The organism is Blastococcus sp. SYSU DS1024, from assembly GCF_054050795.1.
Genome location: NZ_JBJHAA010000010.1, coordinates 18,085 through 40,908, shown reverse-complemented (window position 1 = coordinate 40,908; position 22,824 = coordinate 18,085). Strand labels below are relative to the sequence as shown.

Genomic DNA, 22,824 nt, shown 5'->3' with positions numbered 1-22,824 from the left:
AACGACAGGGATGAGCTCCGACTCCGGCGCCGGCCGCCGGGACATGCCGGGCACCCCCATCTTCGACGGCGACAGCAGCCGGCGGGGGCTGCGCATGAACAAGCTCTTCATGAGCCTCCGCGAGGCCGCCAACCGTGAGCGCTTCCTCGCGGACGAGGCCGCCTACTGCCGGGAGTTCGGCCTGACCGCCGAGCAGGAGAAGGCCGTGCTGGACCGCGACTGGCAGGCGATGATCGACCTCGGCGGCAGCATCTTCTACGTGTACAAGCTGGCGATGATGGACGGCCGGTCGATGCAGTACCTCGGCGGCGTGTTCACGGGCATGGGCGAGGACGACTTCCTCGCCGCGATGCGGGCGGGGGGACGCCGGGATGGCTGAGGTGATCTGGGGTCTGGCGACCTCGCACGTACCGTCGATCGGTGCGGCGATGGACCGCGGCAAGACCGAGGACCCGAACTGGAAGGCGCTGTTCGACGGGTACGCCCCGGCGCGGGCGTGGCTGGCCGAGCACCGGCCGGACGTCGCGATCGTCGTCTACAACGACCACGCGAACGGCATCGACCTCGACTTCGTCCCGACGTTCGGGCTCGGTACCGCGGAGCGGTACGAGGTCGCGGACGAGGGCTTCGGTCGCCGGCCGGTGCCCGACGTCGTCGGCCACCCGGAGCTCTCCCTGCACCTGGTGGAGAGCCTGATCGACGAGCACTTCGACCTGACCGTCTTCCAGGAGCTCGAGGTCGACCACGGGTTCACCGTGCCGCTGTCGGTCTGGACGCCGGACCCCGGCGACGCGTGGCCCTGCCCGGTGATCCCGCTGCTGGTCAACGTGATCCAGTACCCGCAGCCGACGGCGGCCCGGTGCTACGCGCTCGGCCAGGCCCTCGGCCGGGCCATCCGCAGCTTCCCGGAGGACATCACGGTCGGGGTGCTGGGCACCGGGGGCATGTCGCACCAGCTGGCCGGCGCCCGGGCCGGGTTCATCAACCCCGACTTCGACCGCATGTGGATGGAGACGATCGAGACGGACCCGGCGCAGCTCGCCGCCCTGTCCCGCGAGGAGCTCATCCGCCAGGCCGGCTCCGAGGGGATCGAGCTGATCATGTGGCTGGTCATGCGGGGGGCGATGGACGACCGGATCACGAAGGTCCACTCGGACTACTTCGTGCCCGCGTCCAACACCGCGGCCGGGATTGCCCTGTTCGACAACCGGGCGCCGCACCCGGCCTGAGCAGCGCGTCGTCGAGGCCCCCGGTCCCGTGGACCGGGGGCCTCGACGTGTCGGATCCGGGTGCGACGGGCGCCGTCGGTCGCCGGTCAGCGGGAGCGGTAGCCCTCCCGGGCGAAGTCCACGAACGGGGCGGGCGCGACGGTGGCCCGGATCTCCACCTGGACGTGCTCCTCGACCCCCGGCTTCGCCGACACCGGCTGCTCGCCCCAGACCACCGTCACCTCGGTGCCGGGCACGGCGTGCTCGTTGTCGAGCGTGGCGAGGGAGACCAGCACCCGCTCGTTGGCCAGGTAGCCGCAGTCCAGCGAGATGCCGACCTGCCGGCCGTCCTTGAGCACCTTGTCCTCGTGGTGGGTGGCGTAGCGGGCCTTCGGCATCTCGATGTACTTGGCGCCCGGACCCGGCCGGTACAGGGAGCCGACCGCGGCGGTGACGTCGTCGGCATCCCAGACGAGCGTCACCTTCGTCCGGGGCGGCGCCTCGGCCAGCCGCTCGAGCGCCGGTCGCCCGATGAAGTCGTGGTCGAACCGGACGGTCTTCCCGTAGCCGATGTCGTACGGCGTGAGGCAGTAGCCGCGGATGTCGGCCGGGTCGTGGCTGCCGCCGATGGAGCCGACCTTCGCGACGGGGAGCCACTCCCGGTACTCCTTCATGAGCGGGTCGTCGGAGAACAGCGCCGCCATGGGTGCGGGCACCCAACCGGACTCCAGGTTGGCCGTGGAGTACGCCTTGGCGCCGACCCGGACCAGCCCGTGCTCCCGACCGGCCGTGAGCAGGGCCTCGAGGACCGCCTCGCCGTCCGCCCAGGGGCCGAACAGCTCGAACCCCGGCTGCCCGGCCATGCCGTGCCGGAGCCCGCGGACGCGGCGCCCGGCGATGGTGAACTCGGCCATGTTGAAGAACTTGACGTCGGGCAGGGGAGCGCCGGACACCTCCTCGATGAGGGCGGCCGCGGTGGGACCCTGCAGCTCGTAGCGGAAGAGCTTCGGCGGGCCGGACGCGCGCACGGCGGAGTTGTCGTCGCGCTCCGCGGTCGCCGCGTAGTCGCCGCGCTCGAGGTGGAACGTGACCCAGTCGATCACCATCGGGTGGCCGACGAGGTCGAACAGCTCGTCCTCGAGGTGGAAGAGGATCGCGTCGCCGATCAGGTGGCCCTCGGGGTCCACCGCGACGAACTGCTTGGCCTTGCCGACGCCGAAGCCGGCGAAGGAGTTGACCCCCGTGTCGCTGAACAGCCGCAGCGCGTCCGGCCCCGACACGAAGAGGTCGGTCATGTGGTGCGACTGGTCGAGCAGGGCGCAGGTCTCGAGCCAGGCCCGCTGCTCCGAGCGCCAGTTCGTGAACTCCGGCTTGACCGGGAAGGTGCTCGCCGGGAACGCCAGGTTCCTGAGCAGCTCGACCGGGTTGCCGGCGCGGGCGAGGGCGGCGGCGAGACTCTCGGAGGACATGACGGTTGACCTTTCGTCGCGGGGACGGGCAGGACGGACCCCGCCCGAGTGCGCCGGAGGGCGGAGGAGTGTCACTCCAGCACGTTGCTGCGACCGTAGGGGCGGGGTCCGCGCGCCCGGATCACCCGGATGACCACGTCGGGCCACGCCCTGGACGCACTCCGGATGCGACATGTGACCTACGGAGCGAGGGCACCCGGAGACGGAGATCGACGGATCCGGCCGGGGGCTGCGACAACCGCCGTCGTCGTCCTCCCGGGGCCGACGTCCGAGCGCCCGGGCACCGACCGGCGGACTACCGCCGGTCCATCCGCTCGCCCCGCGGCAGCGCGACGGCCCCGACCGCGACGAGCCCGGCCAGGCAGACGAGCACGGCCGACTGGGCCGTCCCGGGGGCGACGGCCGTGCCCACGGTGACCACCAGCGGGGGACCGAGCAGCTGCCCCACTGCCGAACCCTGGGTCACCAGGCCGATGGCGGCACCGGCCGACCGCGTACCGGCCGACACCCCGGCCAGGCCGGCGAAGAGGGCGGAGGGGACCAGTCCGGCGACGAACGAGAAGGCGGCCGCCGACGCGACCCGCAGCTCCAGCGGGAGCGCCGGGTCCAGCACCCCCCACACCGTCACGGCCATGCCGGCGCATCCGGCGAGGATCACCCGCCGCAGCGGCGCACCCCGGTGCAGCAGGTACGCCCCGAGGAGGTTGGCCGGTGCGTTCACCAGGAAGACGACGGCACCGACGAGCCCCGCGGCGGCGACGCTCAGCCCTTCGCCTTCCACCAGTGCAGCCGGCAGCAGGCCGACCACCGCCAGGTACTGGGCCGCGTAGAGGCCGAACGCGACGGCGATGATCACGACGGACGGCGAGCGGAGCGCCCCCAGCAGGCCGCCGAGCGACGCCCGCCCCTGCGCCCCAGCGGACGGCACCCGGCGCAGGACCGCCAGGAGGACGGCCGCCGCCAGGCAGGCATCGGCGACCGACGCGCCCCGCCAGCCCACCAGCGCGATCGCGGCGGGCATGAGCAGCGCCGCCAGACCCGAGCCCACCGGCATGTACGCGCCCCAGGCGCCGGCCACGAGCCGCCGGTGCCTCGACGCGGACACCTCCGAGAGCAGGGGTGGCGCCGCGAGGATCACCATCACGAGCCCGAGCCCCTCCGCGGCGCGGGCGAGCAGCAGCCCCGTCAGGGAGTCGACCACCGCACCACCGAGGTCGGCGACGACGATCGCCGCGAGGCCGAACCGGACCTGGCGGCCGAACCCCAGCGTCTGCCCCAGCCAGCCGAGCAGGACGCCACCGGCGGCGCCGAGTGCGCTCACCGTCGAGAGGTACCAGGCCGCGGTGGTCGGGCCGAGCCCGAAGTCGGCCTGCAGGACCGGCAGGGCGGCCGCGGCTCCGCCGATCTGCGCCGCGGCGACCACGCCGGCGCCCATGAGGCCGGCCACGGCGCCCCAGGACGTCCGGCCGGGATCGATCGCGGCCGGGCGCCCGGCCCCCGCGCCGACCGGCTGACGCGCCATCACCTGCCCCCTCCGTGGTCCGGACCGGGCCACTCTCGCCGATGGGACGGCCGTCGTCGCGCCGGCGTCCCGCGACGACCCGGCGAGTGCGTCAAATGACCCGGTCGCCCCGGCATCCGACGCACGCCGAGCGGCCGGAACGGCCGGCGCAGGGTGACGGATGCCCGTGTGCTGGAGCACATCCACCGGCCTACGCTGCTGGCGACGATGTGGCGCGGGCCACTGCCAGGCACGCCACCGGCCACCAGGCCGCAGGCCGGCTCCGCCGGTCCGCGGAAGTCACCACCGACGAGGACGGAAGAACATGACCGCGAAGAACCTGCAGGAGTTGCTCGACCAGGCCGGCGACACCGTCGGGCTCCTCCGCAACTCCCAGCTGGGCGCCTACATCTACCCGGTGGTCCCGTCGGAGTTCACCAACTGGCGACGCGAGCAGAAGGCATGGCAGGAGACCGCCGTGCTCTTCGACCAGTCGCACCACATGTTCAACCTGTTCATGAAGGGCCCGGACGCGCTCAAGCTGATCTCCGACACCGGGATCAACAGCGTGGCCAACTTCCCGGTGAACATGGCGAAGCAGTTCGTCCCGGTCACCCCGGCCGGCAACGTGATCGGTGACGGCATCCTCTTCCACCTCGACGAGAACGAGTACGTCTACGTCGGCCGCGCGCCCGGCGCCAGCTGGCTGCAGTTCAAGGGCGAGACCGGCGGCTACGACGTGGAGATCCGCAACGACCCGCGGTCGCCCTCGCGCCCCTACGGCAAGGCCGTCACCCGCGACCTGTGGCGCTTCCAGATCCAGGGCCCCCGGGCCTGGGAGATCATCGAGAAGCTCAACGGCGGCACGGTCGAGCAGCTGAAGTTCTTCCGCATGGGCACGATGACGATCGCCGGCGAGACGGTGCGCACCCTGCGCCACGGCATGGCCGGCGCGCCGGGCCTGGAGATCTGGGGCCCCTACGAGAGCTACGACCGGATCCGCGAGGCGATCCTCGAGGCCGGCCGTGAGTTCGGCATGGAGCCCGTCGGCTCCCGCGCCTACTCCACCAACACCCTCGAGTCGGGCTGGATCCCCTCGCCGCTGCCGGCGATCTACACCGGCGAGGAGCTGCGCCCCTACCGCGAGTGGCTGGGAGCGGACAGCTACGAGGCGACCAACGCCATCGCCGGCAGCTTCGTGTCCGAGAACATCGAGGACTACTACACCAACCCCTGGGAGCTCGGGTACGGCTCCTTCGTGAAGTTCGACCACGACTTCATCGGCCGGGACGCCCTGGAGTCCATCGACAAGGACGCCCAGCGCCGCAAGGTCACCCTGGAGTGGAACTCCGACGACCTCGCCAAGCTGCTGGCCTCTCCGGTCCAGGGCGCCAAGTACCAGTTCTTCGACCTGCCGAACGCCAACTACGGGTCGTCGAACTTCGACAAGGTCATCGACGCCGACGGCGCCCTGCTCGGCGTCTCGATGTTCACCGGCATCTCGGCCAACGAGCAGAAGGGCCTGTCGCTGGCGACCATCAGCCCCGACGTCCCGCACGGCGCCGAGGTGCGCGTGGTCTGGGGCGAGCCCGACGGTGGCAGCAGGAAGACCACCGTCGAGCCGCACGAGCAGTTCGAGGTCAGGGCCATCGTGAGCCCCGTCCCCTACGCCAAGATGGCGCGGGAGACGTACCAGGGCGGCTGGCGCACCGCCGGCAAGGCCTGACCCAGGCCCGGGCTGTGGCCGGGCGGCGAGCACTCGTCGGCCGGCCACAGCCGCGTCTCCTCCCGGTCCTGCGGCGCCCGTCGCACCGGGCGTGAGCGCACGGAGCCGCGAGGGGTGCAGCCGCGTCATCCGGAGCGCGGTCCGGCGCCCCAGCAGTGACAGACCCGCGCCGCGGCGGATGCGCGGCCGAGAGCGTGATGGCCCTGGCAGCGCACCGTCGCCGGGCGGAGGGAAGGACTCGCACAGATGGACGACGGGGCCGCGACGATAACGGCTTGGCCGCTGTCACCCCGGGAGGGTGGCCGATCCTCCGAGGGATCCGTACGTTACGCCGACGGGCTGGGGCCCACACCTCGGAGCGACGCGGCAACGGTGGGGGAGGCAGTCCATGGCGGCTGAGCTGACGGTGCAGGACGTCAGCCTGCAGTTCGGCGGCATCAAGGTGCTGCAGGAGGTGACCTTCGCCGTCGAGCCGGGCCAGATCTTCGGGCTCGTCGGGCCCAACGGTGCCGGCAAGACCTCGCTGTTCAACTGCATCAGCGGGCACTACAAGCCGACCGCGGGCACGGTGCGGATCGACGGCACCGAGGTGCAGGGTGCGCGTCCGGCGACGCTCGCCCGGCACGGTCTGGCCCGGACGTTCCAGCACCCGGCCCTGCAGCTGCACGAGACGGTGCTCGAGAACGTGCTGCTCGGTGCGCACGCCCGCCTCCCCGGCGGACCGCTGCAGTGGGCGGTGCGGACGCCGCGTACCCGGCGCTCGGAGAAGGAGATGCGCGCCGAGGCGCTCGACCTGCTGGAGCGCAACGGCCTCGGCTGGGCCGCGCACCTGCCGGCCGACGAGCTGTCGCACGGCCTCCACAAGGGCGTCGAGCTCTGCCGCGCGCTGCTCATGCGACCGCAGCTGCTGCTGCTCGACGAGCCCGCCGCCGGCCTCCCGCACGAAGAGGTCGAGCAGCTGATCGCGACGGTCCGGCGCCTGCGCGGGGAGGACGACATCACCGTCGTCATCGTCGAGCACCACATGGGCCTCATCGCCGCCCTCACCGACCGCGTCGTCGTGCTCGACCAGGGGGAGAAGCTCATGGAGGGGACGGCGGCGGAAGCGCAGTCCGACGCCCGGGTCATCGAGGCGTACATCGGAAAGGACACCTCGGATGACGCTGCTTGAGCTGGAGGACGTCACCGCGTTCTACGGCCCCGTGCAGGTGCTGGAGGGCGTGTCCCTGAGCGTTCCGGACGGCGGTGCGGTCGGCATCCTCGGCGCGAACGGCGCCGGCAAGACCACCACCCTCCGCGCGATCAGCGCCACCGTGCGCACCGGCGGCCGCATCGTCTTCGACGGCAAGGACATCAGCGGTCTGCGGCCCGACCAGGTCGCTGCCCTCGGTATCGCCCACGTGCCGGAGGGACGCGGCACGTTCGGCGACCTCACCGTCCGGGAGAACCTGCGCGTCGGTGCGTACCTGCGCAACGACCGCAAGGGCATCGACGAGGACATCGACTACTGCCTCGACCTGTTCCCGAACCTGCAGAACCGCATCACGTCGAACGGATCGGCCCTGTCCGGCGGCGAGCAGCAGATGCTCGCGGTGGCCCGGGCGATCATGTCCAAGCCGCGGCTGATGCTCCTCGACGAGGCCTCGCTCGGGCTCGCGCCGAGCACGGCGAAGTCCGTCTACGACGCGATCCGGCGCCTGCGCACCGAGTCCGGCATCGCCATGGTCGTGGTCGAGCAGAACGCCAACCTCGCCTTCACCGTCGTCGACAGCGCCACGGTCCTGGAGACCGGACGGAACGTGCTCACCGGCTCGTCCGCCGAGCTCAAGGGCATGGACGAGATCCGTCGCGCATACCTGGGAGGGTGACATGGGGATCTTCGTCCAACTCGTCGTCGACGGCCTGTCCATCGGCTCCGTCTACGCCGCGATCGCCCTCGCGATCGTGCTCGTCCACCAGGCGACCGGTCTGATCAACTTCGCGCAGGGCGGCATGGCGGTGCTCGCCGCGTACGTCGCGTGGTGGCTGACCAACCAGGGCGTGCCGCTCGTCGCCGCCATCCTGCTGTCGGTCGTCTTCTCCTTCGCCATGGGCGCCGTGGTCGAGCGCTGGCTGATGCGGCGTTTCGAGGGCGGTGAGCACGACACCGCCGTCGTCGTCACGATCGGCCTGCTGACGCTGATCACTGGCATCAGCGGGTGGCTCTGGTCGTACAACAACCAGCAGTTCCCGTCGCTGTTCCCCCTCGACACGGTGTCGTTCCTGGGGGTCTCGGTGAGCGTCCGCTCGATCGGGACCACGCTGGTGATCGTCGTGGCGATGGCTCTGCTGCAGGGCCTCTTCGTCGGCACGAAGCTCGGCCTCGCGCTGCGGGCGGTCGCGATCAACCCGCAGTCCGCGGCGTTCTCCGGACTCCCCGTCGGACGCCTCCTCATGGTCGGCTGGGGCCTCGCCGCGGCGCTGGGCGCCGTCGCCGGCGCGCTCGTCGCACCGCAGCTCACGCTCACCCCGGGGATGCTCGACCACGCGCTCGTGTACGCGCTGGCCGCCGTCATCCTCGGCGGGCTCAGCAGCCCGATCGGCGTGGTCGTCGCGGCGTGGATCATCGGCGTCCTGGAGAACCTGGCCGCGGTGTACGTGCCGTTCATCGGCCACGACCTGAAGGTCGCCGTGCCGTTCATCCTCATCTTCCTCGTGCTCATCGTCCGACCTCAGGGCCTGTTCGGCCGGAAAACCGTGGTGCGCGTGTGATGGCCTCCGCTTCGTCCCTCGCCGAGCGCTCGTCCGCCGCGCAGCGCTCGCCGCTCGCCCGGGCCCCGTGGGTGCGCTGGGCGGTTCCGCTGCTGCTCGTGGTCCTGCTCGCCGTGCTGCCCCTGATGCTGACGGAGTTCGCCAACGAGACGCTGGCCCGGATCGGCGTCTTCGCCGTCGCCGTGCTCGGGCTCAACGTGGTGATGGGCTACACCGGGCAGGTCTCGCTCGGCCAGATCTTCTTCGTCGGCTTCGGCGCGTACGTCACCGCGTACGGCGTGCAGAACGACTGGAACATCGTCCTGGTCTTCGCGCTCGCCTGCCTGCTCCCCGCCGTCGCGGGCTTGCTCGTCGCTCTCGCCGCGGCACGCCTGGGCGGACTGGCGATCGCGATGGTCACGATCGCGCTGCCGATCGTCGGCGTACCGCTGGCGCGGCGCCTGAGCGACTTCACCGGCGGCTCGCAGGGTGTGTCCGCGCGCTTCGGGGATGCGCCGGAGGTGACCGGCCTCTACGACGACCAGTGGCAGCTGTACGTCGTGCTGGTCATCGGCGGCATCGTGTTCCTGCTGACGCGCAACCTCGTCCGGGGCAAGTTCGGCCGGGCCTTCGCGATCGTCAAGGGCAACGAGAACGTGGCGTCGTCCATGGGCATCTCGCCGTACCGGTACAAGGTGCTGGCGTTCACGATCGCGTCGCTCATCGGCGGGATCAGCGGGTTTCTCTACATGTTCGTCGTCCAGTACACCTCCCCGGAGACCCTGAGCTTCGGGCACTCGATCGAGCTGCTCGCCGCGATGGTGATCGGCGGCGCGGGCAGCATCGTGGGCTCGGTCCTGGGGGGCGCGTACTACGTGCTCGTCCCGCAGCTGACCAACCTCGTCGACCCGAGCCTCACGGCGTTGCTGCAGGGCGCGGTCCTGCTGGCCGTGCTCTTCCTCCTCCCCGGCGGCCTCGCATCGCTCCCGCGCGCGCTGGCCCGCGGGCGGCGGCGGTCCGGCACCGAGCCCGGTCCCGCCGCACCACCGACCAATCCGTCGTCGACCCCAAGGTCGGGCACCGCGGCGGAGGAACCTGAGACAGAGAGGCAAGGTCACGCATGAACAAGCACTTCCGGTCGCGGACGGCGCGCGGCATCGCCGTCGCGTCGGCCCTCGCGCTGACGCTCCCGGGCTGCGCCAACCGCGCAGGTGACGGCGGTGGTGACGGTGCCGATGGCGGTTCCAGCCCCGGCATCACCGACTCCACGGTCACCCTCGGCATCACCACCCCGCTCAGCGGCCCCACGGCGGGACCGGGCACCTGCACGGTCGCCGGCGTGACCGCCTACTTCGGCGCCAAGAACGCCGAGGGGGGCGTCGAGTTCGGCGACGGGACCACCCGCACCGTCGAGATCGAGGCGCGGGACGACGCCTACGACCCGCAGCAGGCGAAGGCCAACTACGACCAGCTGAAGAACGACGTCTTCGCGATGACCGCGGGGCTGGGCACGCCGACCAACCGCGCCTGGCGTGACGCGGCGATCGCCGACGAGGTCCCGCAGGTGCTGATCATGACCGGCGACCCGCTGTTCAGCGACGTCGACGAGAGCCCCTGGCAGCTCGGTTTCGTGCCGATCTACCAGAACGAGGGCGAGGCCTTCGGGGAGCTGCTCGCGGCCTCGGGCGAGGACCACCGGGTGGCGATCCTGTCGCAGAACGACGACTTCGGTGAGGGCTACGTCGAGGGCTTCAAGGCTGCCGTCGAGGACGCTGACAACGTCGAGATCGTCGACGAGCTGACGTACGAGGCGACCGACACGTCCGTCGACGCGCAGATCACCGAGCTCGCCGCCAGCGGCGCCGACGTCATCTTCAACGCGATGTCCCAGGTCCCGCTCGTGATCTCGTCCCTGCAGAAGGCGCAGCAGCTGAACTGGATGCCGAGCTGGTTCCTGCCCTCGAACACGTCGAGCCCCGGCGCGGTCCTCGAGCCCGGCAACGGCGCGGCGTTCCCCGGCATCTACTCCGTGTCGTTCGCCAAGGCGCCGCAGAGCCCGGCCTTCGCCGAGGACGAGGACGTGCAGACGTACCTGGCGGCCCTCGCCGAGCACGGCAACTACTCGGGCCCGCCGGCGTTCCCGCACTGCCAGTGGAGCTGGATGATCGGCGCGACGCTCGAGCAGGCATTCCAGGAGATGACCGAGCCGACCCGGGAGAACTTCATGGAGGCGCTGCGCTCGATCGAGGGCTTCGAGGCGCCGCTCATGCTGCCGGGCACGGCGGTGGACGCGACCCAGGACGGTCAGCCCGCGGTGTCGTCCGTGGTCGTGCAGAAGTACAACGGCCAGGGCTACGAAACGGTCGAGTCCTTCGAGTGACACCGGCGTGATGCGGAGGGGCGGCTCGTCATGGACGGGCCGCCCCTTCGCATGTCGCAGGCGCCCGTCCTCCCCCGGAGGGAGGCCGCCGCCGGGGCCTCCTCCGCGGGGTGCGCGCCGGTGGGCGGGCGCCCCGGATCCGTCGCGATGGCGAAATTGTGCACACCATTGTCGACAATCCGCCGCGCCGTCGGCTAGCGTGCCGGCATGGCTTCCCGGGCTCAGGAGATGGCGGAGCGCGCCCTCCGGGTCGCGATCTCCCGGGGTGACATGCCGCCGGGGTACCGGCTGGTGGAGGCGGAGCTGGTCGCCCTGACCGGGGTCAGCAGGAGCGCCGTGCGGCAGGCGATCGACGCACTGGCCGCGGAGGGGCTGGTCGAGCGCGTCCAGAACAAGGGCGCACGCGTGCGGGTCGTCTCCACGGAGGAGGCCATCGCCATCACCGAGTGCCGGATGCCGCTCGAGGCCCTGCTCGCCCGCAAGGCGGCGGAGCGGGTCACCGATGCGGAGGCCCGGGCGCTGCGGGAGCACCTGCACACCATGACCGCTGCCGTCGACTCCGGGGACCTCCTGAAGTACTCCGAGCTCATCCAGCAGCTGCACGGCATGGTCGGCGAGGCCGCCCGCCACCCGATCGCGGCGGACCTCGTCGGCCGGCTGCAGGCGCAGCTGGTCCGCCACCAGTTCCGCCTCTCGCTGCGGCCCGGACGTCCCCGCGTGAGCCTGGGCGAGCTCGGCGACCTGGTGCACGCGATCACCGACCGCGATCCCGACCGGGCCGAGGCCGCGGCCACCACCCACTTCCGCAGCGTCATCGCGGCGCTCGTCGAGACCGCCCACGACACCGGAGGCACCGCATGAGGAACGTCGTCGTCACCGATCCGCCGCGCGCCGACGCGGGGGACGCCGCACAGCTGGGCGAGTACGGCGTGGCCACCGTCCACGAGGCCCTCGGCCGGGTCGGCTTCCTGGGCCCGGAGCTGCGGCCGGCGTGGCCGGGTGCGCGGATCGGCGGCACGGCGGTGACCGTGCTCTGCTGGCCGGGGGACAACCTGATGATCCACGTGGCCGTGGAGCAGTGCCGCCCCGGTGACGTGCTGGTCGTGGCCACCAACTCGCCGTCCACCGACGGGCTGTTCGGGGAGCTGTTCGCCACCGCGCTGGCCCGACGCGGTGTGCGCGGCGTCGTGCTCGGGTGCGGCGTCCGCGACGTGCGGGAGCTCCAGGAGATGGGCTTCCCGGCCTGGTCACGGGCGGTCAGCGCGCAGGGGTCGGTCAAGGCCACCGCCGGCGCGGTGAACGTGCCGATCGTGCTGGGCGGGCAGACGATCCACCCCGGCGACGTCGTGGTCGCCGACGACGACGGCGTCATGGTCGTCCCGCGGGCCGACGTCCCGCGCGCGCTGACCTCCTCCCAGGCGCGGGTCGACAAGGAGGCCGCCAGCCGCGCCGCCTTCCAGCAGGGCGAGCTGGGCCTGGACCGCTACGGCCTGCGCGACCAGCTGAGCGGCTTCGGCATCGAGTTCGTCCCCTACGAGAAGTACGCGGAGCAGGACCGGTGAGCTACGACGACACCGGCGTCCGCTGCACGATGCTGCGCGGCGGGACCTCGCGCGGCCTGTTCGTCGAGGCGGGCGACCTGCCGGCCGACCCGGCGGAGCGGGACGACCTGCTGCTCCGGCTGATGGGGACCCCCGACCCGCGGCAGATCGACGGGCTGGGCGGGGCCACCACGCTCACGAGCAAGGTGGCGGTCGTCTCGCCGTCCGACGACCCCGAGGTCGACGTCGACTACCTCTTCCTGCAGCTCGGGGTCGACCAGCCGACGGTCGGCGACAAGCAGAACTGCGGCAACATCCTGGCCGGGGTGGGGCCGTTCGCCGTCGAGCGCGGCCTGGTCCCGGCCGCCGACGGCGAGACCAGCGTGCGGATCCGCATGGTCAACTCCGACAGCGTCGCCGTCGCCACCTTCCCGACGCCCGGGGGGCGGGTCGAGTACCGCGGCGACGTCGCGATCGCCGGCGTGCCCGGGACGGCGGCGCCCGTGGTCCTCGCCTTCACCGACACCGAGGGTTCGGCCACCGGCAGCCTGCTGCCCACCGGGAACGTGCGCGACACCGTCGAGGGCATCGAGGTCACCTGCGTCGACAACGGCATGCCGGTCGTGCTGCTGCGCGCGGAGTCCTTCGGGCTCACCGGGCACGAGCCGCACGAGGAGCTGGCCGCCGACACCGCCCTGCTGGAACGGGTCGACGCCTTCCGCCGCAAGGCCGCGGAGCTCATGGGCCTGGGCGACGTGTCGTCGGCCTCGGTGCCCAAGACCGTCCTGCTCTCCGCGCCCAGCGACGGCGGGCAGGTGTGCACCCGGTCGTTCATCCCGGTCACCCCGCACACGTCGATCGGGGTGCTCGGGGCCGTCAGCGTCGTCACCGGGATGCTGCTGCCCGGCGCCGTCGGGCACGAGCTCACCGCCGACTGGCCCGCCGGCACCTCCCGGGTCGACGTCGAGCACCCGACCGGTCACCTGGTGGTCGACGTGGTGGTCGACGGCTCGGCGTCGCCGCCGCGGGTCCTCCGCTCCGGCGTCGTCCGCACCGCCCGCAAGCTCTTCGACGGCACCGCCTTCCCCCGCGCCTGACCGCTGTCCGAACAGAGGAGATCCCGTGCCGCCGCTCCACGACATCGCACACCTCGCCCACATCGAGCTGCTGACGCACAAGCCCGAGGAGAGCCTGGACTTCTTCGTCCGGTACCTGGGGATGACGGAGAACGGCTCGGCGGGTGACTCGGTGTTCCTCCGGGCCTGGGACGACTACGAGAACACGACGATCAAGCTCACCGCCGCGTCCCAGCCCGGGGTGGGCCGGACCAACTTCCGGGCGAGCACCCCGGAGGCGCTGCAGCGCCGGGTCGCCGCGATCGAGGCGGCGGGGCTGGGCAAGGGCTGGCAGGACGGCGACCCCGGCTACGGCCCGGTGTACGTGTTCACCGACCCGGACGGCCACGAGATGGGCGTCTACTACGAGACCGAGTGGTACAAGCCGGAGGGCGACCTCAAGCCGGCGCTGAAGAACCAGGCGCAGGCCTACCCGGGCCGCGGCGTGAGCGTCCGGCGCATCGACCACATCAACTACCTCGGCGTGAACCCGCAGGAGAACCGCGACTTCTTCGTGGACGCCCTCGGGGCGATGACCACCGAGCAGATCGTGCTGGACAGCGGTGAGGTCGCCGGCACCTGGACCACCTTCACCAACCAGGGCTACAACGCCGTCTGGACCAAGGACAAGACCGGCACGTCGGGCCGGCTGCACCACATCTCCTTCGCCGTCGACAGCCGGGACGACATCATCCGGGCCGCCGATCTGGCGCTCGAGCACGGCATCCACATCGAGACCGGGCCGCACAAGCACACCATCCAGCAGAGCTTCTTCCTCTACGTGTGGGAGCCGGCCGGCAACCGGATCGAACTCGACAACCCGGCGGCCCGGCTGGTGTTCGCCCCCGACTGGCAGCCCGTCGACTGGTCGGAGGCCGAGCGCGCCAAGGGCCAGGCCTGGGGGCTGCAGACGATCTCGACCTTCCACACCCACGGCACGCCGCCGGTCGAGGCCCAGGAATGACCTGGTCGATCGCCGTCCTGGGCCTGGGGGAGGCCGGCGCGGAGATCGCCGGCGACCTGGTGGCCGCGGGAGCCGACGTCCGCGGGTACGACCCGAAGGTCTCCTCCGTGGCGGGCGTGCAGCCGCGGGCCTCGGAGGCCGACGCGGTCGCCGACGCCGACCTCGTGCTGAGCGTCAACAGCTCGCACGACGCGATGACGGCGCTGGAGAACGCCCTGCCCGCGCTGCGGGCCGGCACGCTGTGGGCCGACCTCAACACCGCCAGCCCGGGGTTGAAGGTGGCGCTGGCTACGCGCGCGTCCGAGCGCGACGTCCCCGTGGTCGACGTGGCGCTCATGGCGCCGGTCCCGGGGAAGGGCCTGCGCACGCCGATGCTGGTCTCCGGCGACGCCGCCGACCGCTTCCGCGAGCTGCTCACCGGCCTGGGCGCCGACGTCACCGTGCAGGACGGGCCGGTCGGCACGGCCATCTCGCGCAAGCTCCTGCGCAGCGTCTTCTACAAGGGGCTGGCCGCCGCCGTGGTCGAGGCGATGCGCGGCGCCGAGGCGGCGGGCTCCGCGGACTGGCTGCGGGACAACATCGCGACCGAGCTGGCCGGCTTCGACGAGCGGACCGTCGACCGGCTCGTGGACGGCACCCACACGCACGCCCGGCGGCGGGCGGACGAGATGACCGCTGCGACCGAGCAGCTGCAGGAGCTGGGCGTGCCGGCCCGCATCGCCCCGGCCGCCCGCGACCTGCTGGTCGAGCTGCGCGACGCCGCGCCGGCCGGGCCGACGGCACAGGAGACGGAGCAGCCATGATCATCGACTGTCACGGTCACTACACCACCGCACCCGCCGCGCACACCGCCTGGCGCGAGCAGCAGATCGCGGCCTGGGAGGCAGGCACCACGCCGCCGGCCTACCCGTCGATCAGCGACGACGAGATCCGCGAGACGATCGAGGGCAGCCAGCTGCGGCTCATGGACGAGCGGGGCATCGACGTGACGCTCTTCTCCCCGCGGGCCTCGGCGATGGCGCACCACGTGGGGGACGCCGCGGTGAGCCTCGAGTGGGCCCGCCGCTGCAACGACCTGATCCACCGGGTGACGCAGCTGTTCCCCGACCGGTTCGTCGGCGTCTGCCAGCTCCCGCAGTCCCCGGGGTCCGACCTCGCCGCGTCAGCGGCCGAGCTGCGCCGGTGCGTCGAGGAGCTGGGCTTCGTGGGGTGCAACCTCAACCCCGATCCGAGCGGCGGGCACTGGACCTCACCCCGGCTGACCGACCGCAGCTGGTACCCCTTCTACGAGGCGATGGTGGAGCTCGACGTGCCCGCCATGGTGCACGTCTCCGCGTCGGCCACCCCGGTCTTCCACGCAACCGGCGCCTACTACATCAACGCCGACACGACGGCGTTCATGCAGTTGGTGCAGGGCTCCCTGTTCACCGACCTGCCCGGCCTGCGGCTGGTCATCCCGCACGGTGGGGGAGCGGTGCCCTACCACTGGGGGCGCTACCGCGGGCTGGCCGACATGCTCGGGCAGCCACCGGTGGAGGCCAACGTGATGGGCAACGTCTTCTTCGACACCTGCGTCTACCACCAGCCCGGGATCGACCTGCTGCTCGACGTGGTCGACACCCCGAACATCCTGTTCGGCTCGGAGATGGTGGGGGCGGTGCGCGGCATCGACGAGCGGACCGGGCACCACTACGACGACACCCGCCGCTACATCGAGGCCGCGTTCGACAAGGGGGCGCTCGACGAGGCGGCGCGGACCGCCGTCTTCGAGGGCAACGTCCGGCGCGTCTACCCCCGTCTCGCCGCCGCGCTGGGCTGACGACCGGGCCCTGAGCGCAGACCCCGGGGCGGCCGCTCGCCGCCCCGGGGTCAGCTCGTCTCGGGAACGCGGAGGTGGGCGATCGCCACCTCGAACTCGGCGGTCGCCACGGGCTCGATGCCCCTCGCGGGTGCGAACTCCTCCCGGAACTCCCGCGCCCCCTCGCCCGCCCGCTCGAGCTGCTCGCGGCTGTCGTAGGACACCGCGGCCACGGTCAGCCCGTCGGGACGGCGGACCATGACGCTGACGCTGCAGAACCCCGGCAGGTCGTCGAGCTTGGGCATCAGGGACAGCCGGACGGCGTCCACGGCACGATCGACGGCGTCGGGCGCGGTGCGCAGCCAGGTGACTCGGGAGCTGGACCCGTGGTGGGGCTCGTCCACCCGGTGCATCGCTGCGATCTCCCACTCCTCCAGGTCTGGGCGGCCGCCGAGGAGCGCGGCGGTGCGCTCCGCCGACGACCGGACGTGCTCCTCGCTCGAGCGCATCGCCGCCTGGTCCCGCCAGGACGTCGTGACGATGCAGCGACCGGTGCTGCGGTCGACCAGCATGGACAGGCCGACGCAGCCGTCCACCCGTGCCAGCGTCGGCATGGCGTCGTCGCGCACGTGGTGGATCGCCGCGTCCACCGAGCGGGGGTCGCCCGTGATCGTGGTCGATCGGGCATGCATCTGGGCCACTGGTCCTCCGGGTGCCGGCGGGAAGGGCGCTGCCTGCGGCAGCGCCGTCCGGGTCAGGCTGCTCGGTCACACCGGTGTCGGCAAGACCGCCCGCCGGCCGGCGGCGGTATCCGAGACGCATGTCGCGGACGGGACGCGACGGTCCGGCCTGTGGCCCGTGTCACTGCCCCGTGAGGATCGGCCCCGTCGGCAGCGCGCGTCACGACCGGCCCACGGCGCCGGCGCCGCCGGACTGCTCGACGGACCAGCCCGATCCTGCGGAGGAGAACCACGCCCATGCGATCACGTCCACATCGGGGACACGGGCGCGCGACGCTCGCGCTCCTGGCCACCACGGCGTCGAGCCTCGTGCTCCTCGCTCCCACCGCGCAGGCGGCGCCCGGACCCCGGGGCGGGGGCGAACCGCAGCCGGCCACCCCGGTGATGGCCTGCGCAGACCTCGCCGACCTGCAGCTGCCGCACACGACCGTCACGGAAGCGCTCCGTGACCCCGGTGACGCCACCACGCCGGCGTCGTGCCGGGTCACGCTGACCGTCCAGGACCCGGAGGACGACGGCGTGGTGACCGTCTGGGTGCGCCTGCCCGAGAGCACCTGGAACGGCCGGTTCCAGGGCGTCGGTGGCGGCGGCTTCTCCGGCGGGAACGAGGACAGCCTGCTCGCCCCGATGCGCGCCGGGTACGCCGCGGCGTCGACCGACGCCGGGCACGTGGGAAGCCAGGGGACCTTCGGGCTCGACCCCGACGGCAGCCCGAACTGGGCCGCCAGGGAGGACTTCGGGCACGAGGGCGTCCAGGACATGACGGTCACGGCGAAGGCGGTCGTGCAGGCCTTCTACGGGCGGGGACCGGCGTACTCGTACTGGAACGGCTGCTCCACCGGCGGCCGGCAGGGCCTGATGGAGGCGCAGAAGTACCCGGACGACTACGACGGGATCCTGGCCGGCGCACCGGTGATCAACTTCCCCGAGATGCAGACGGGCCAGATCTGGGGCCAGATCGTCATGCTCCAGGAGGACAACCCGATCCCCGCGTGCAAGTTCGAGACCGCGCTGGCGGCGGCGATCGAGGCGTGCGACACCGTCGGTGACGGCGTCGTGGACGGCGTCATCGGCGATCCCTTCGCCTGCGACTTCGACCTGACCACGCTCGTCGGCACGGAGACGCCGTGCGGCGTGATCACCGCCGAGGACGTCGCGGTGATGCAGCGCATCCACGAGGGGCCGCGCGGCACCGACGGCCGCTTCCTCTGGTACGGGCTGCCGTACGGCGCCCCCTACGCGGGCCTGCACGACGTGACGCTGGACCCGGAGACCGGCCGGCTGGTGGGGAACCCGTTCATCTACGACATCTGGTGGCTGCGGTACTTCGTGGCCGACGACCCGGAGCTCGACTGGCGGACCATCGACTACCCGGAGTTCGAGCGGCTGTTCGACGAGGCCGTCGCGCGGTACGGCGACATGATGGGAGCCAGCGACCCGGACCTGTCGGCGTTCCGCAAGAACCACGGGAAGATCCTCATGTGGCACGGCCTCGCGGACTTCGGCGTCGCGGTCCAGGGCACGATCGACTACTACGAGCGGGTGGAGGACGAGCTCGGTCCGGGCCGCACCCGGCAGGTCCTGCGGCTGTTCCTCGCGCCGGGCGTGGGGCACTGCGGCGGGGGTGCCGGCGCGCAGCTGGTCGACCCGTTCAGCGCCCTGGTGACCTGGGTGGAGGAGAACCAGCCGCCCAAGACCCTCGACGCGGTGACCGCCGAGGGCGGCACCCGGCCGGTCTGCATGTACCCGTACGTGGCCCGGTTCGTCGGCCGCGGTGACCCGGGCGACGCGGGCCGGTACCGCTGCGTGCCGGCGACGCGGATGGAGCTGCGCCAGCCGTGACGGTGGCACCGAGGTGACCCGGCCCGGTCACGGCGGCAGATGCTGCCGTGACCGGGCCGGGCGCCGCCGGGCACGATGAGCGCGACCGCGCGCGCCCGGCGTGCCCGCGACGACGACGAGGAGACGCAGTGCCCAGTCCGGCCGACCGCCCCGTTCCCGCCAGCGCCCCGGGGGATCCGTCGGGGCCACCGTTCCGCGCCGACCACGTCGGCAGCCTGCTGCGCCCGGAGCGGCTGCTGCGCGCTCGCGCCGACCGGACGGCCGGCCGCATCGACGACGCCGAGCTGCGCGCCGTCGAGGACGAGGCCATCGCCGACGCCGTCCGCCTGCAGCGGGACACCGGGCTGCGGACCGCGACGGACGGTGAGTTCCGCCGGTCCACCTGGCACATGGACTTCATCTACGCGATCGCCGGGATCAGCCGCGTCGACGGCGAGGGGCGGCGCGTGCAGTTCAAGAACGCCGACGGCACGATCGACTGGGCGCCGGCCGGCCTGCACGTCGACGGGCCGGTGTCGATCGACGAGCCGATCTTCGGCGACCACTTCGGCTACCTGCGGGACGTCGCGGCGCCGGAGCAGACGCCGAAGCTGACGATCCCGTCGCCCTCGATGGTCCACTACCGCGGGGGAGCCGCGTCGATCGACCCGGACGTCTACCCCGACGAGGACGCCTTCTGGGCGGCCCTGTCGGCGGCCTACGCAGCGCAGATCCGGGGCGTGGCCGCGCTCGGCTGCCGGTACCTCCAGCTGGACGACACCAGCCTGGCCTACCTCAACGACCCCGCGCAGCGCGCCGAGATCGCGGCACAGGGCCGGGACGCCGAGCACCTGCACGAGCGCTACATCCGCCAGGTCAACGCCGCGCTCGCCGACCGGCCGGCGGGCCTCACGGTGACCACGCACCTGTGCCGGGGCAACTTCCGCTCCTCCTGGGTGGCGGAGGGGGGCTACGACTTCGTCGCGGAGGCGCTCTTCGGCGGGCTGGACGTCGACGGCTTCTTCCTGGAGTACGACGACGAGCGCTCCGGTGGCTTCGAGCCCCTCCGGTTCGTGCCGCCCGGCAAGCGCGTGGTGCTCGGGCTGGTGACGACGAAGCGGCCCGACCTCGAGCGGAAGGACGACCTCAAGCGGCGGATCGACGAGGCCGCCAGGTACGTGCCGCTCGAGCAGCTGTGCCTGTCACCGCAGTGCGGGTTCTCCTCCACGGTCGAGGGCAACGCCCTCACGCTCGACGACCAGCGGGCCAAGCTGGAACTGGTCGTGGAGACCGCCGCGGAGGTGTGGGGCTGACCGGCACCGCCCGGCGCCCGCCTGCGTCGATTGTCGCGGCCCGGACGAGGTCACTTGCGGCATCCGCTGCAGGCGTCGGAGTGCCTAGGCTCACACCGGCCCCGTTCCCCGCCGCCCCCGTCGTGGTCTCCACGCGGGCGGCGGGAACCCCACACCGCGGTCGGCCGACCGGCCGCGGACGATCCGGAGGAGAGACGCGATGACGCGGCCCGCCGAGGCTCAGCACGGCGTCCTGGTCCTGTCCTGTCAGGATGCCGCGGGCATCGTGCACGCCGTGTCCGGCATGCTGGTGGACGAGCGGTGCACGATCGTGGAGAGCCACCAGTTCGACAGCCTCACGAGCGGCGTGTTCTACATGCGGGTCGAGTTCCGGCACCTCGACGGCGTGCCGCTCGACTTCGACCGTCTGCGCGAGGCCTTCGAGCCGATCGCCCAGCGTTTCGGGATGCGCTGGCGCATGGCCGACGCCGCCGAGCGCCAGCGGGTGCTCATCATGGTCAGCCAGTACGCGCACTGCCTCAACGACCTGCTCTTCCGCAACTCGATCGGCGAGCTCAACCTCGACGTCGTCGCGGTGGTGTCCAACCACCCCGACCTGGCGGGGATCGCCGACTTCTACGGCGTGCCGTTCCACCACATCCCGGTGACCCGCGAGACGAAGCCCGAGGCCGAGGCCGCGCTGCTCGACATCGTCCGGAAGGAGGGCGTCCAGCTGGTCGTCCTCGCCCGGTACATGCAGATCCTGTCCAACGACCTCTGCGACGCCCTCGAGGGCCGGGCGATCAACATCCACCACTCGATGCTGCCGAGCTTCAAGGGCGCCCGCCCCTACCACCAGGCGCACGCCCGGGGCGTGAAGTTCATCGGTGCGACGGCGCACTACGTCACCGCCGACCTGGACGAGGGCCCGATCATCGAGCAGGAGATGATCCGCGTCGACCACTCGCTGAGCCCCGAGCAGCTCGCCGCCCGGGGGCGGGAGGCCGAGACCCGGGCGCTCGCCCACGCGGTGCGCTGGCACACCGAGAACCGCGTCGTCATCCAGGGCACCCGGACCGTCGTCTTCGAGTGAGCCGCGGACACGTCGGCCACGCCCGGCGGTCAGGCGCCCGCCGGCCGCAGCCGGCGTGATCACCGTGCGCGGTCTGGCGTGCGCCCGCCCCGGAACCACGTGAGCACGGGGCACCGGCGGGGCAGCGCCCCGATCCCTCCCGGAGCGCCGGGGCGACGTCTCGACGGCGCCCGGGTGGCCGCCGTCCTGCTCGTGGCGCTGAACCTCCGCGGCGCCATCGCCGCGATCGGGCCCCTGCTGCCGGAGCTGCGGGCGGAGCTCGCCCTCTCGGCTGCGACGGCCGGGCTGCTGACGACCCTCCCGGTCCTCTGCTTCGCCGCACTCGCCCCGGCGGCGGCCTGGCTGGGCCGCCGGCTGGGCACGGACGTCGCGCTGCTGGGCAGCCTGGTCGCCCTGGCCGCCGGCACGGTGCTGCGTGTGCTCGACGGGGCGCCCCTGCTCCTGGCGGGAACCTTCGTCGTGGGGGCCGCCATGACGGTGGGGAACGTCCTGCTGCCGGTGGTGGTCAAGCGGGAGTTCCGGGCGCGCGCGGGCGCCGTCACGGGGATGTACACCGCCGCGCTGGCCGCGGGGGCTGCGCTGACGGCCGCGCTCAGCGCGCCGGTGGCGAGCGTGGGTGGGTGGCGGCTCGGCCTGGCGATCTGGGCGCCGCTCGCGCTGGTCGCGGCAGCCGCGTGGGTCGCCGTCGGGCGGTCCACCCGGGCACCCGACGGCGCGACGAGCGAGGACGTGGTGCCGGGGCCGCCCGGCGGCGGGCGCCCGTCCGCGGTCCGGGTGTGGCGGGCGCCGGTGGCCTGGGCGGTGAGCGTGGTCCTGGCCATGCAGTCGGCCCTGTACTACTCGCTGACCACGTGGCTGCCGAGCCTGCTCACCGAGGACCTCGCGCTCGACGTCGGCACCGCGGCGCTGGCCGCGTCGGTGTTCCAGGTCCTCGGCATCCCGGGCGCCGTGGCCGTGCCCGCCCTCCTCGGCCGGCGGGGGAACCAGGTGCACCTGGCGGTCGCGGTCGCGGCCGGCTGGGCCGTCGTGCCGGGCGGGCTGCTGCTGTGGCCGGCGGCGTGGCCGGTGTGGGTCGTGGTCGGCGGCCTGGCGCAGGGCGCCGGCATCTCGCTGGCGTTCGCGCTGGTCGTCCTCCGATCCGCCGACGACGAGGTCGTCCGCCGGCTGTCGGGCATGTCGCAGCTCGTCGGCTACTCGGTGGGGGCTGCCGCCCCCTCGGCGGTGGGTGGCCTCTACGCCGCCACCGGCGGGTGGACGGCGCCGTTGCTCCTCCTGCTGGGGATCGCGGCCGCGTTCTGCGTCGCCGGATCGATCGCCGGCCGCGCGGTCGCCCTGGGGGACCGGGCTCCGGCCTGATCGGAGGTGCGGGAGCCGGGGGGTTCGCGCGGTCACCCGCGCGCCGCGGACAGGGGGACGCGCCGGCCGGGACGCCGATGCGTCCCGGCC

Annotated in this window: 21 protein-coding genes; 18 read left to right on the top strand and 3 right to left on the bottom strand. The window is 72.7% G+C overall.

From position 1 onward, the window contains the following. Positions 1 to 10 precede the first annotated feature (10 nt). Positions 11 to 379, top strand: a complete 369-nt coding sequence (ligA, locus tag ACI79S_RS11100; RefSeq protein ID WP_456593488.1) for a protocatechuate 4,5-dioxygenase subunit alpha — start codon at positions 11 to 13, stop codon at positions 377 to 379. Then, the gene (locus ACI79S_RS11095) at positions 372 to 1,229 is read left to right on the top strand and encodes a class III extradiol dioxygenase subunit beta (RefSeq protein ID WP_456593487.1); all 858 of its coding nucleotides are present in this window, start codon (positions 372 to 374) and stop codon (positions 1,227 to 1,229) included. The genes ligA and ACI79S_RS11095 overlap by 8 nt, the downstream gene beginning before the upstream one ends. A gap of 86 nt (positions 1,230 to 1,315) precedes the next feature. Here ACI79S_RS11095 and ACI79S_RS11090 read toward each other — a convergent pair whose 3' ends face one another. Both ACI79S_RS11090 and ACI79S_RS11085 read right to left on the bottom strand, forming a co-directional pair. Continuing rightward, positions 1,316 to 2,677 (bottom strand): aminomethyl transferase family protein, encoded by a 1,362-nt coding sequence (locus ACI79S_RS11090; protein WP_456593486.1) that lies wholly within the window; start codon positions 2,675 to 2,677, stop codon positions 1,316 to 1,318. Positions 2,678 to 2,972: 295 nt separating this feature from the next. Further along, positions 2,973 to 4,199 (bottom strand): MFS transporter, encoded by a 1,227-nt coding sequence (locus tag ACI79S_RS11085; protein ID WP_456593485.1) that lies wholly within the window; start codon positions 4,197 to 4,199, stop codon positions 2,973 to 2,975. Between the two features lie 304 nt (positions 4,200 to 4,503). On the opposite strand from ACI79S_RS11085, the gene ligM reads away from it, so the two are divergent. The 12 genes from ligM to ACI79S_RS11025 all read left to right on the top strand — a co-directional run bounded on the left by ligM (position 4,504) and on the right by ACI79S_RS11025 (position 16,453). Continuing rightward, entirely contained in the window at positions 4,504 to 5,904 is a 1,401-nt protein-coding gene (gene ligM, locus ACI79S_RS11080; protein WP_456593484.1) for a vanillate/3-O-methylgallate O-demethylase, read from the top strand. Between the two features lie 388 nt (positions 5,905 to 6,292). Further along, positions 6,293 to 7,075 (top strand): ABC transporter ATP-binding protein, encoded by a 783-nt coding sequence (locus ACI79S_RS11075; RefSeq protein ID WP_456593483.1) that lies wholly within the window; start codon positions 6,293 to 6,295, stop codon positions 7,073 to 7,075. Further along, positions 7,062 to 7,772, top strand: coding sequence for an ABC transporter ATP-binding protein (locus ACI79S_RS11070; RefSeq protein WP_456593482.1), 711 nt, complete (start codon positions 7,062 to 7,064; stop codon positions 7,770 to 7,772). The genes ACI79S_RS11075 and ACI79S_RS11070 overlap by 14 nt, the downstream gene beginning before the upstream one ends. 1 nt (position 7,773) lies before the next feature. Next, positions 7,774 to 8,655, top strand: coding sequence for a branched-chain amino acid ABC transporter permease (locus ACI79S_RS11065; protein WP_456593481.1), 882 nt, complete (start codon positions 7,774 to 7,776; stop codon positions 8,653 to 8,655). Next, positions 8,655 to 9,758: a branched-chain amino acid ABC transporter permease gene (locus ACI79S_RS11060; protein WP_456593480.1), complete on the top strand. Its 1,104-nt coding sequence runs from the start codon at positions 8,655 to 8,657 to the stop codon at positions 9,756 to 9,758. The genes ACI79S_RS11065 and ACI79S_RS11060 overlap by 1 nt, the downstream gene beginning before the upstream one ends. After that, positions 9,755 to 11,014, top strand: coding sequence for an ABC transporter substrate-binding protein (locus ACI79S_RS11055; protein WP_456593479.1), 1,260 nt, complete (start codon positions 9,755 to 9,757; stop codon positions 11,012 to 11,014). Before ACI79S_RS11060 ends, ACI79S_RS11055 begins: the two co-directional genes overlap by 4 nt. A gap of 207 nt (positions 11,015 to 11,221) precedes the next feature. After that, positions 11,222 to 11,875, top strand: a complete 654-nt coding sequence (locus tag ACI79S_RS11050) for a GntR family transcriptional regulator (RefSeq protein WP_456593478.1) — start codon at positions 11,222 to 11,224, stop codon at positions 11,873 to 11,875. Continuing rightward, entirely contained in the window at positions 11,872 to 12,576 is a 705-nt protein-coding gene (locus ACI79S_RS11045) for a 4-carboxy-4-hydroxy-2-oxoadipate aldolase/oxaloacetate decarboxylase (protein WP_456593477.1), read from the top strand. Before ACI79S_RS11050 ends, ACI79S_RS11045 begins: the two co-directional genes overlap by 4 nt. Next, the gene (locus ACI79S_RS11040; protein WP_456593476.1) at positions 12,573 to 13,652 is read left to right on the top strand and encodes a 4-oxalomesaconate tautomerase; all 1,080 of its coding nucleotides are present in this window, start codon (positions 12,573 to 12,575) and stop codon (positions 13,650 to 13,652) included. The genes ACI79S_RS11045 and ACI79S_RS11040 overlap by 4 nt, the downstream gene beginning before the upstream one ends. Before the next feature lie 25 nt (positions 13,653 to 13,677). After that, positions 13,678 to 14,634 (top strand): VOC family protein, encoded by a 957-nt coding sequence (locus ACI79S_RS11035; protein ID WP_456593475.1) that lies wholly within the window; start codon positions 13,678 to 13,680, stop codon positions 14,632 to 14,634. After that, positions 14,631 to 15,437: a DUF1932 domain-containing protein gene (locus tag ACI79S_RS11030; RefSeq protein WP_456593474.1), complete on the top strand. Its 807-nt coding sequence runs from the start codon at positions 14,631 to 14,633 to the stop codon at positions 15,435 to 15,437. Before ACI79S_RS11035 ends, ACI79S_RS11030 begins: the two co-directional genes overlap by 4 nt. Beyond that, complete coding sequence (locus ACI79S_RS11025) at positions 15,434 to 16,453, top strand: amidohydrolase family protein (RefSeq protein ID WP_456593473.1); 1,020 nt, start codon at positions 15,434 to 15,436, stop codon at positions 16,451 to 16,453. Before ACI79S_RS11030 ends, ACI79S_RS11025 begins: the two co-directional genes overlap by 4 nt. Positions 16,454 to 16,503: 50 nt before the next feature. Here ACI79S_RS11025 and ACI79S_RS11020 read toward each other — a convergent pair whose 3' ends face one another. Beyond that, positions 16,504 to 17,124, bottom strand: coding sequence for an antibiotic biosynthesis monooxygenase (locus tag ACI79S_RS11020; protein WP_456593472.1), 621 nt, complete (start codon positions 17,122 to 17,124; stop codon positions 16,504 to 16,506). A gap of 357 nt (positions 17,125 to 17,481) precedes the next feature. On the opposite strand from ACI79S_RS11020, the gene ACI79S_RS11015 reads away from it, so the two are divergent. The 4 genes from ACI79S_RS11015 (at position 17,482) to ACI79S_RS11000 (ending at position 22,734) form a co-directional block, all read left to right on the top strand. Continuing rightward, the gene (locus tag ACI79S_RS11015) at positions 17,482 to 19,014 is read left to right on the top strand and encodes a tannase/feruloyl esterase family alpha/beta hydrolase (protein WP_456593471.1); all 1,533 of its coding nucleotides are present in this window, start codon (positions 17,482 to 17,484) and stop codon (positions 19,012 to 19,014) included. 128 nt (positions 19,015 to 19,142) lie between these two features. Further along, the gene (locus ACI79S_RS11010) at positions 19,143 to 20,306 is read left to right on the top strand and encodes a 5-methyltetrahydropteroyltriglutamate--homocysteine S-methyltransferase (RefSeq protein ID WP_456593470.1); all 1,164 of its coding nucleotides are present in this window, start codon (positions 19,143 to 19,145) and stop codon (positions 20,304 to 20,306) included. A 199-nt stretch (positions 20,307 to 20,505) separates the two neighbouring features. After that, positions 20,506 to 21,378: a formyltetrahydrofolate deformylase gene (purU, locus tag ACI79S_RS11005; protein ID WP_456593469.1), complete on the top strand. Its 873-nt coding sequence runs from the start codon at positions 20,506 to 20,508 to the stop codon at positions 21,376 to 21,378. 174 nt (positions 21,379 to 21,552) lie between these two features. Beyond that, positions 21,553 to 22,734 (top strand): MFS transporter, encoded by a 1,182-nt coding sequence (locus tag ACI79S_RS11000; RefSeq protein WP_456593468.1) that lies wholly within the window; start codon positions 21,553 to 21,555, stop codon positions 22,732 to 22,734. Positions 22,735 to 22,824: the final 90 nt, after the last annotated feature.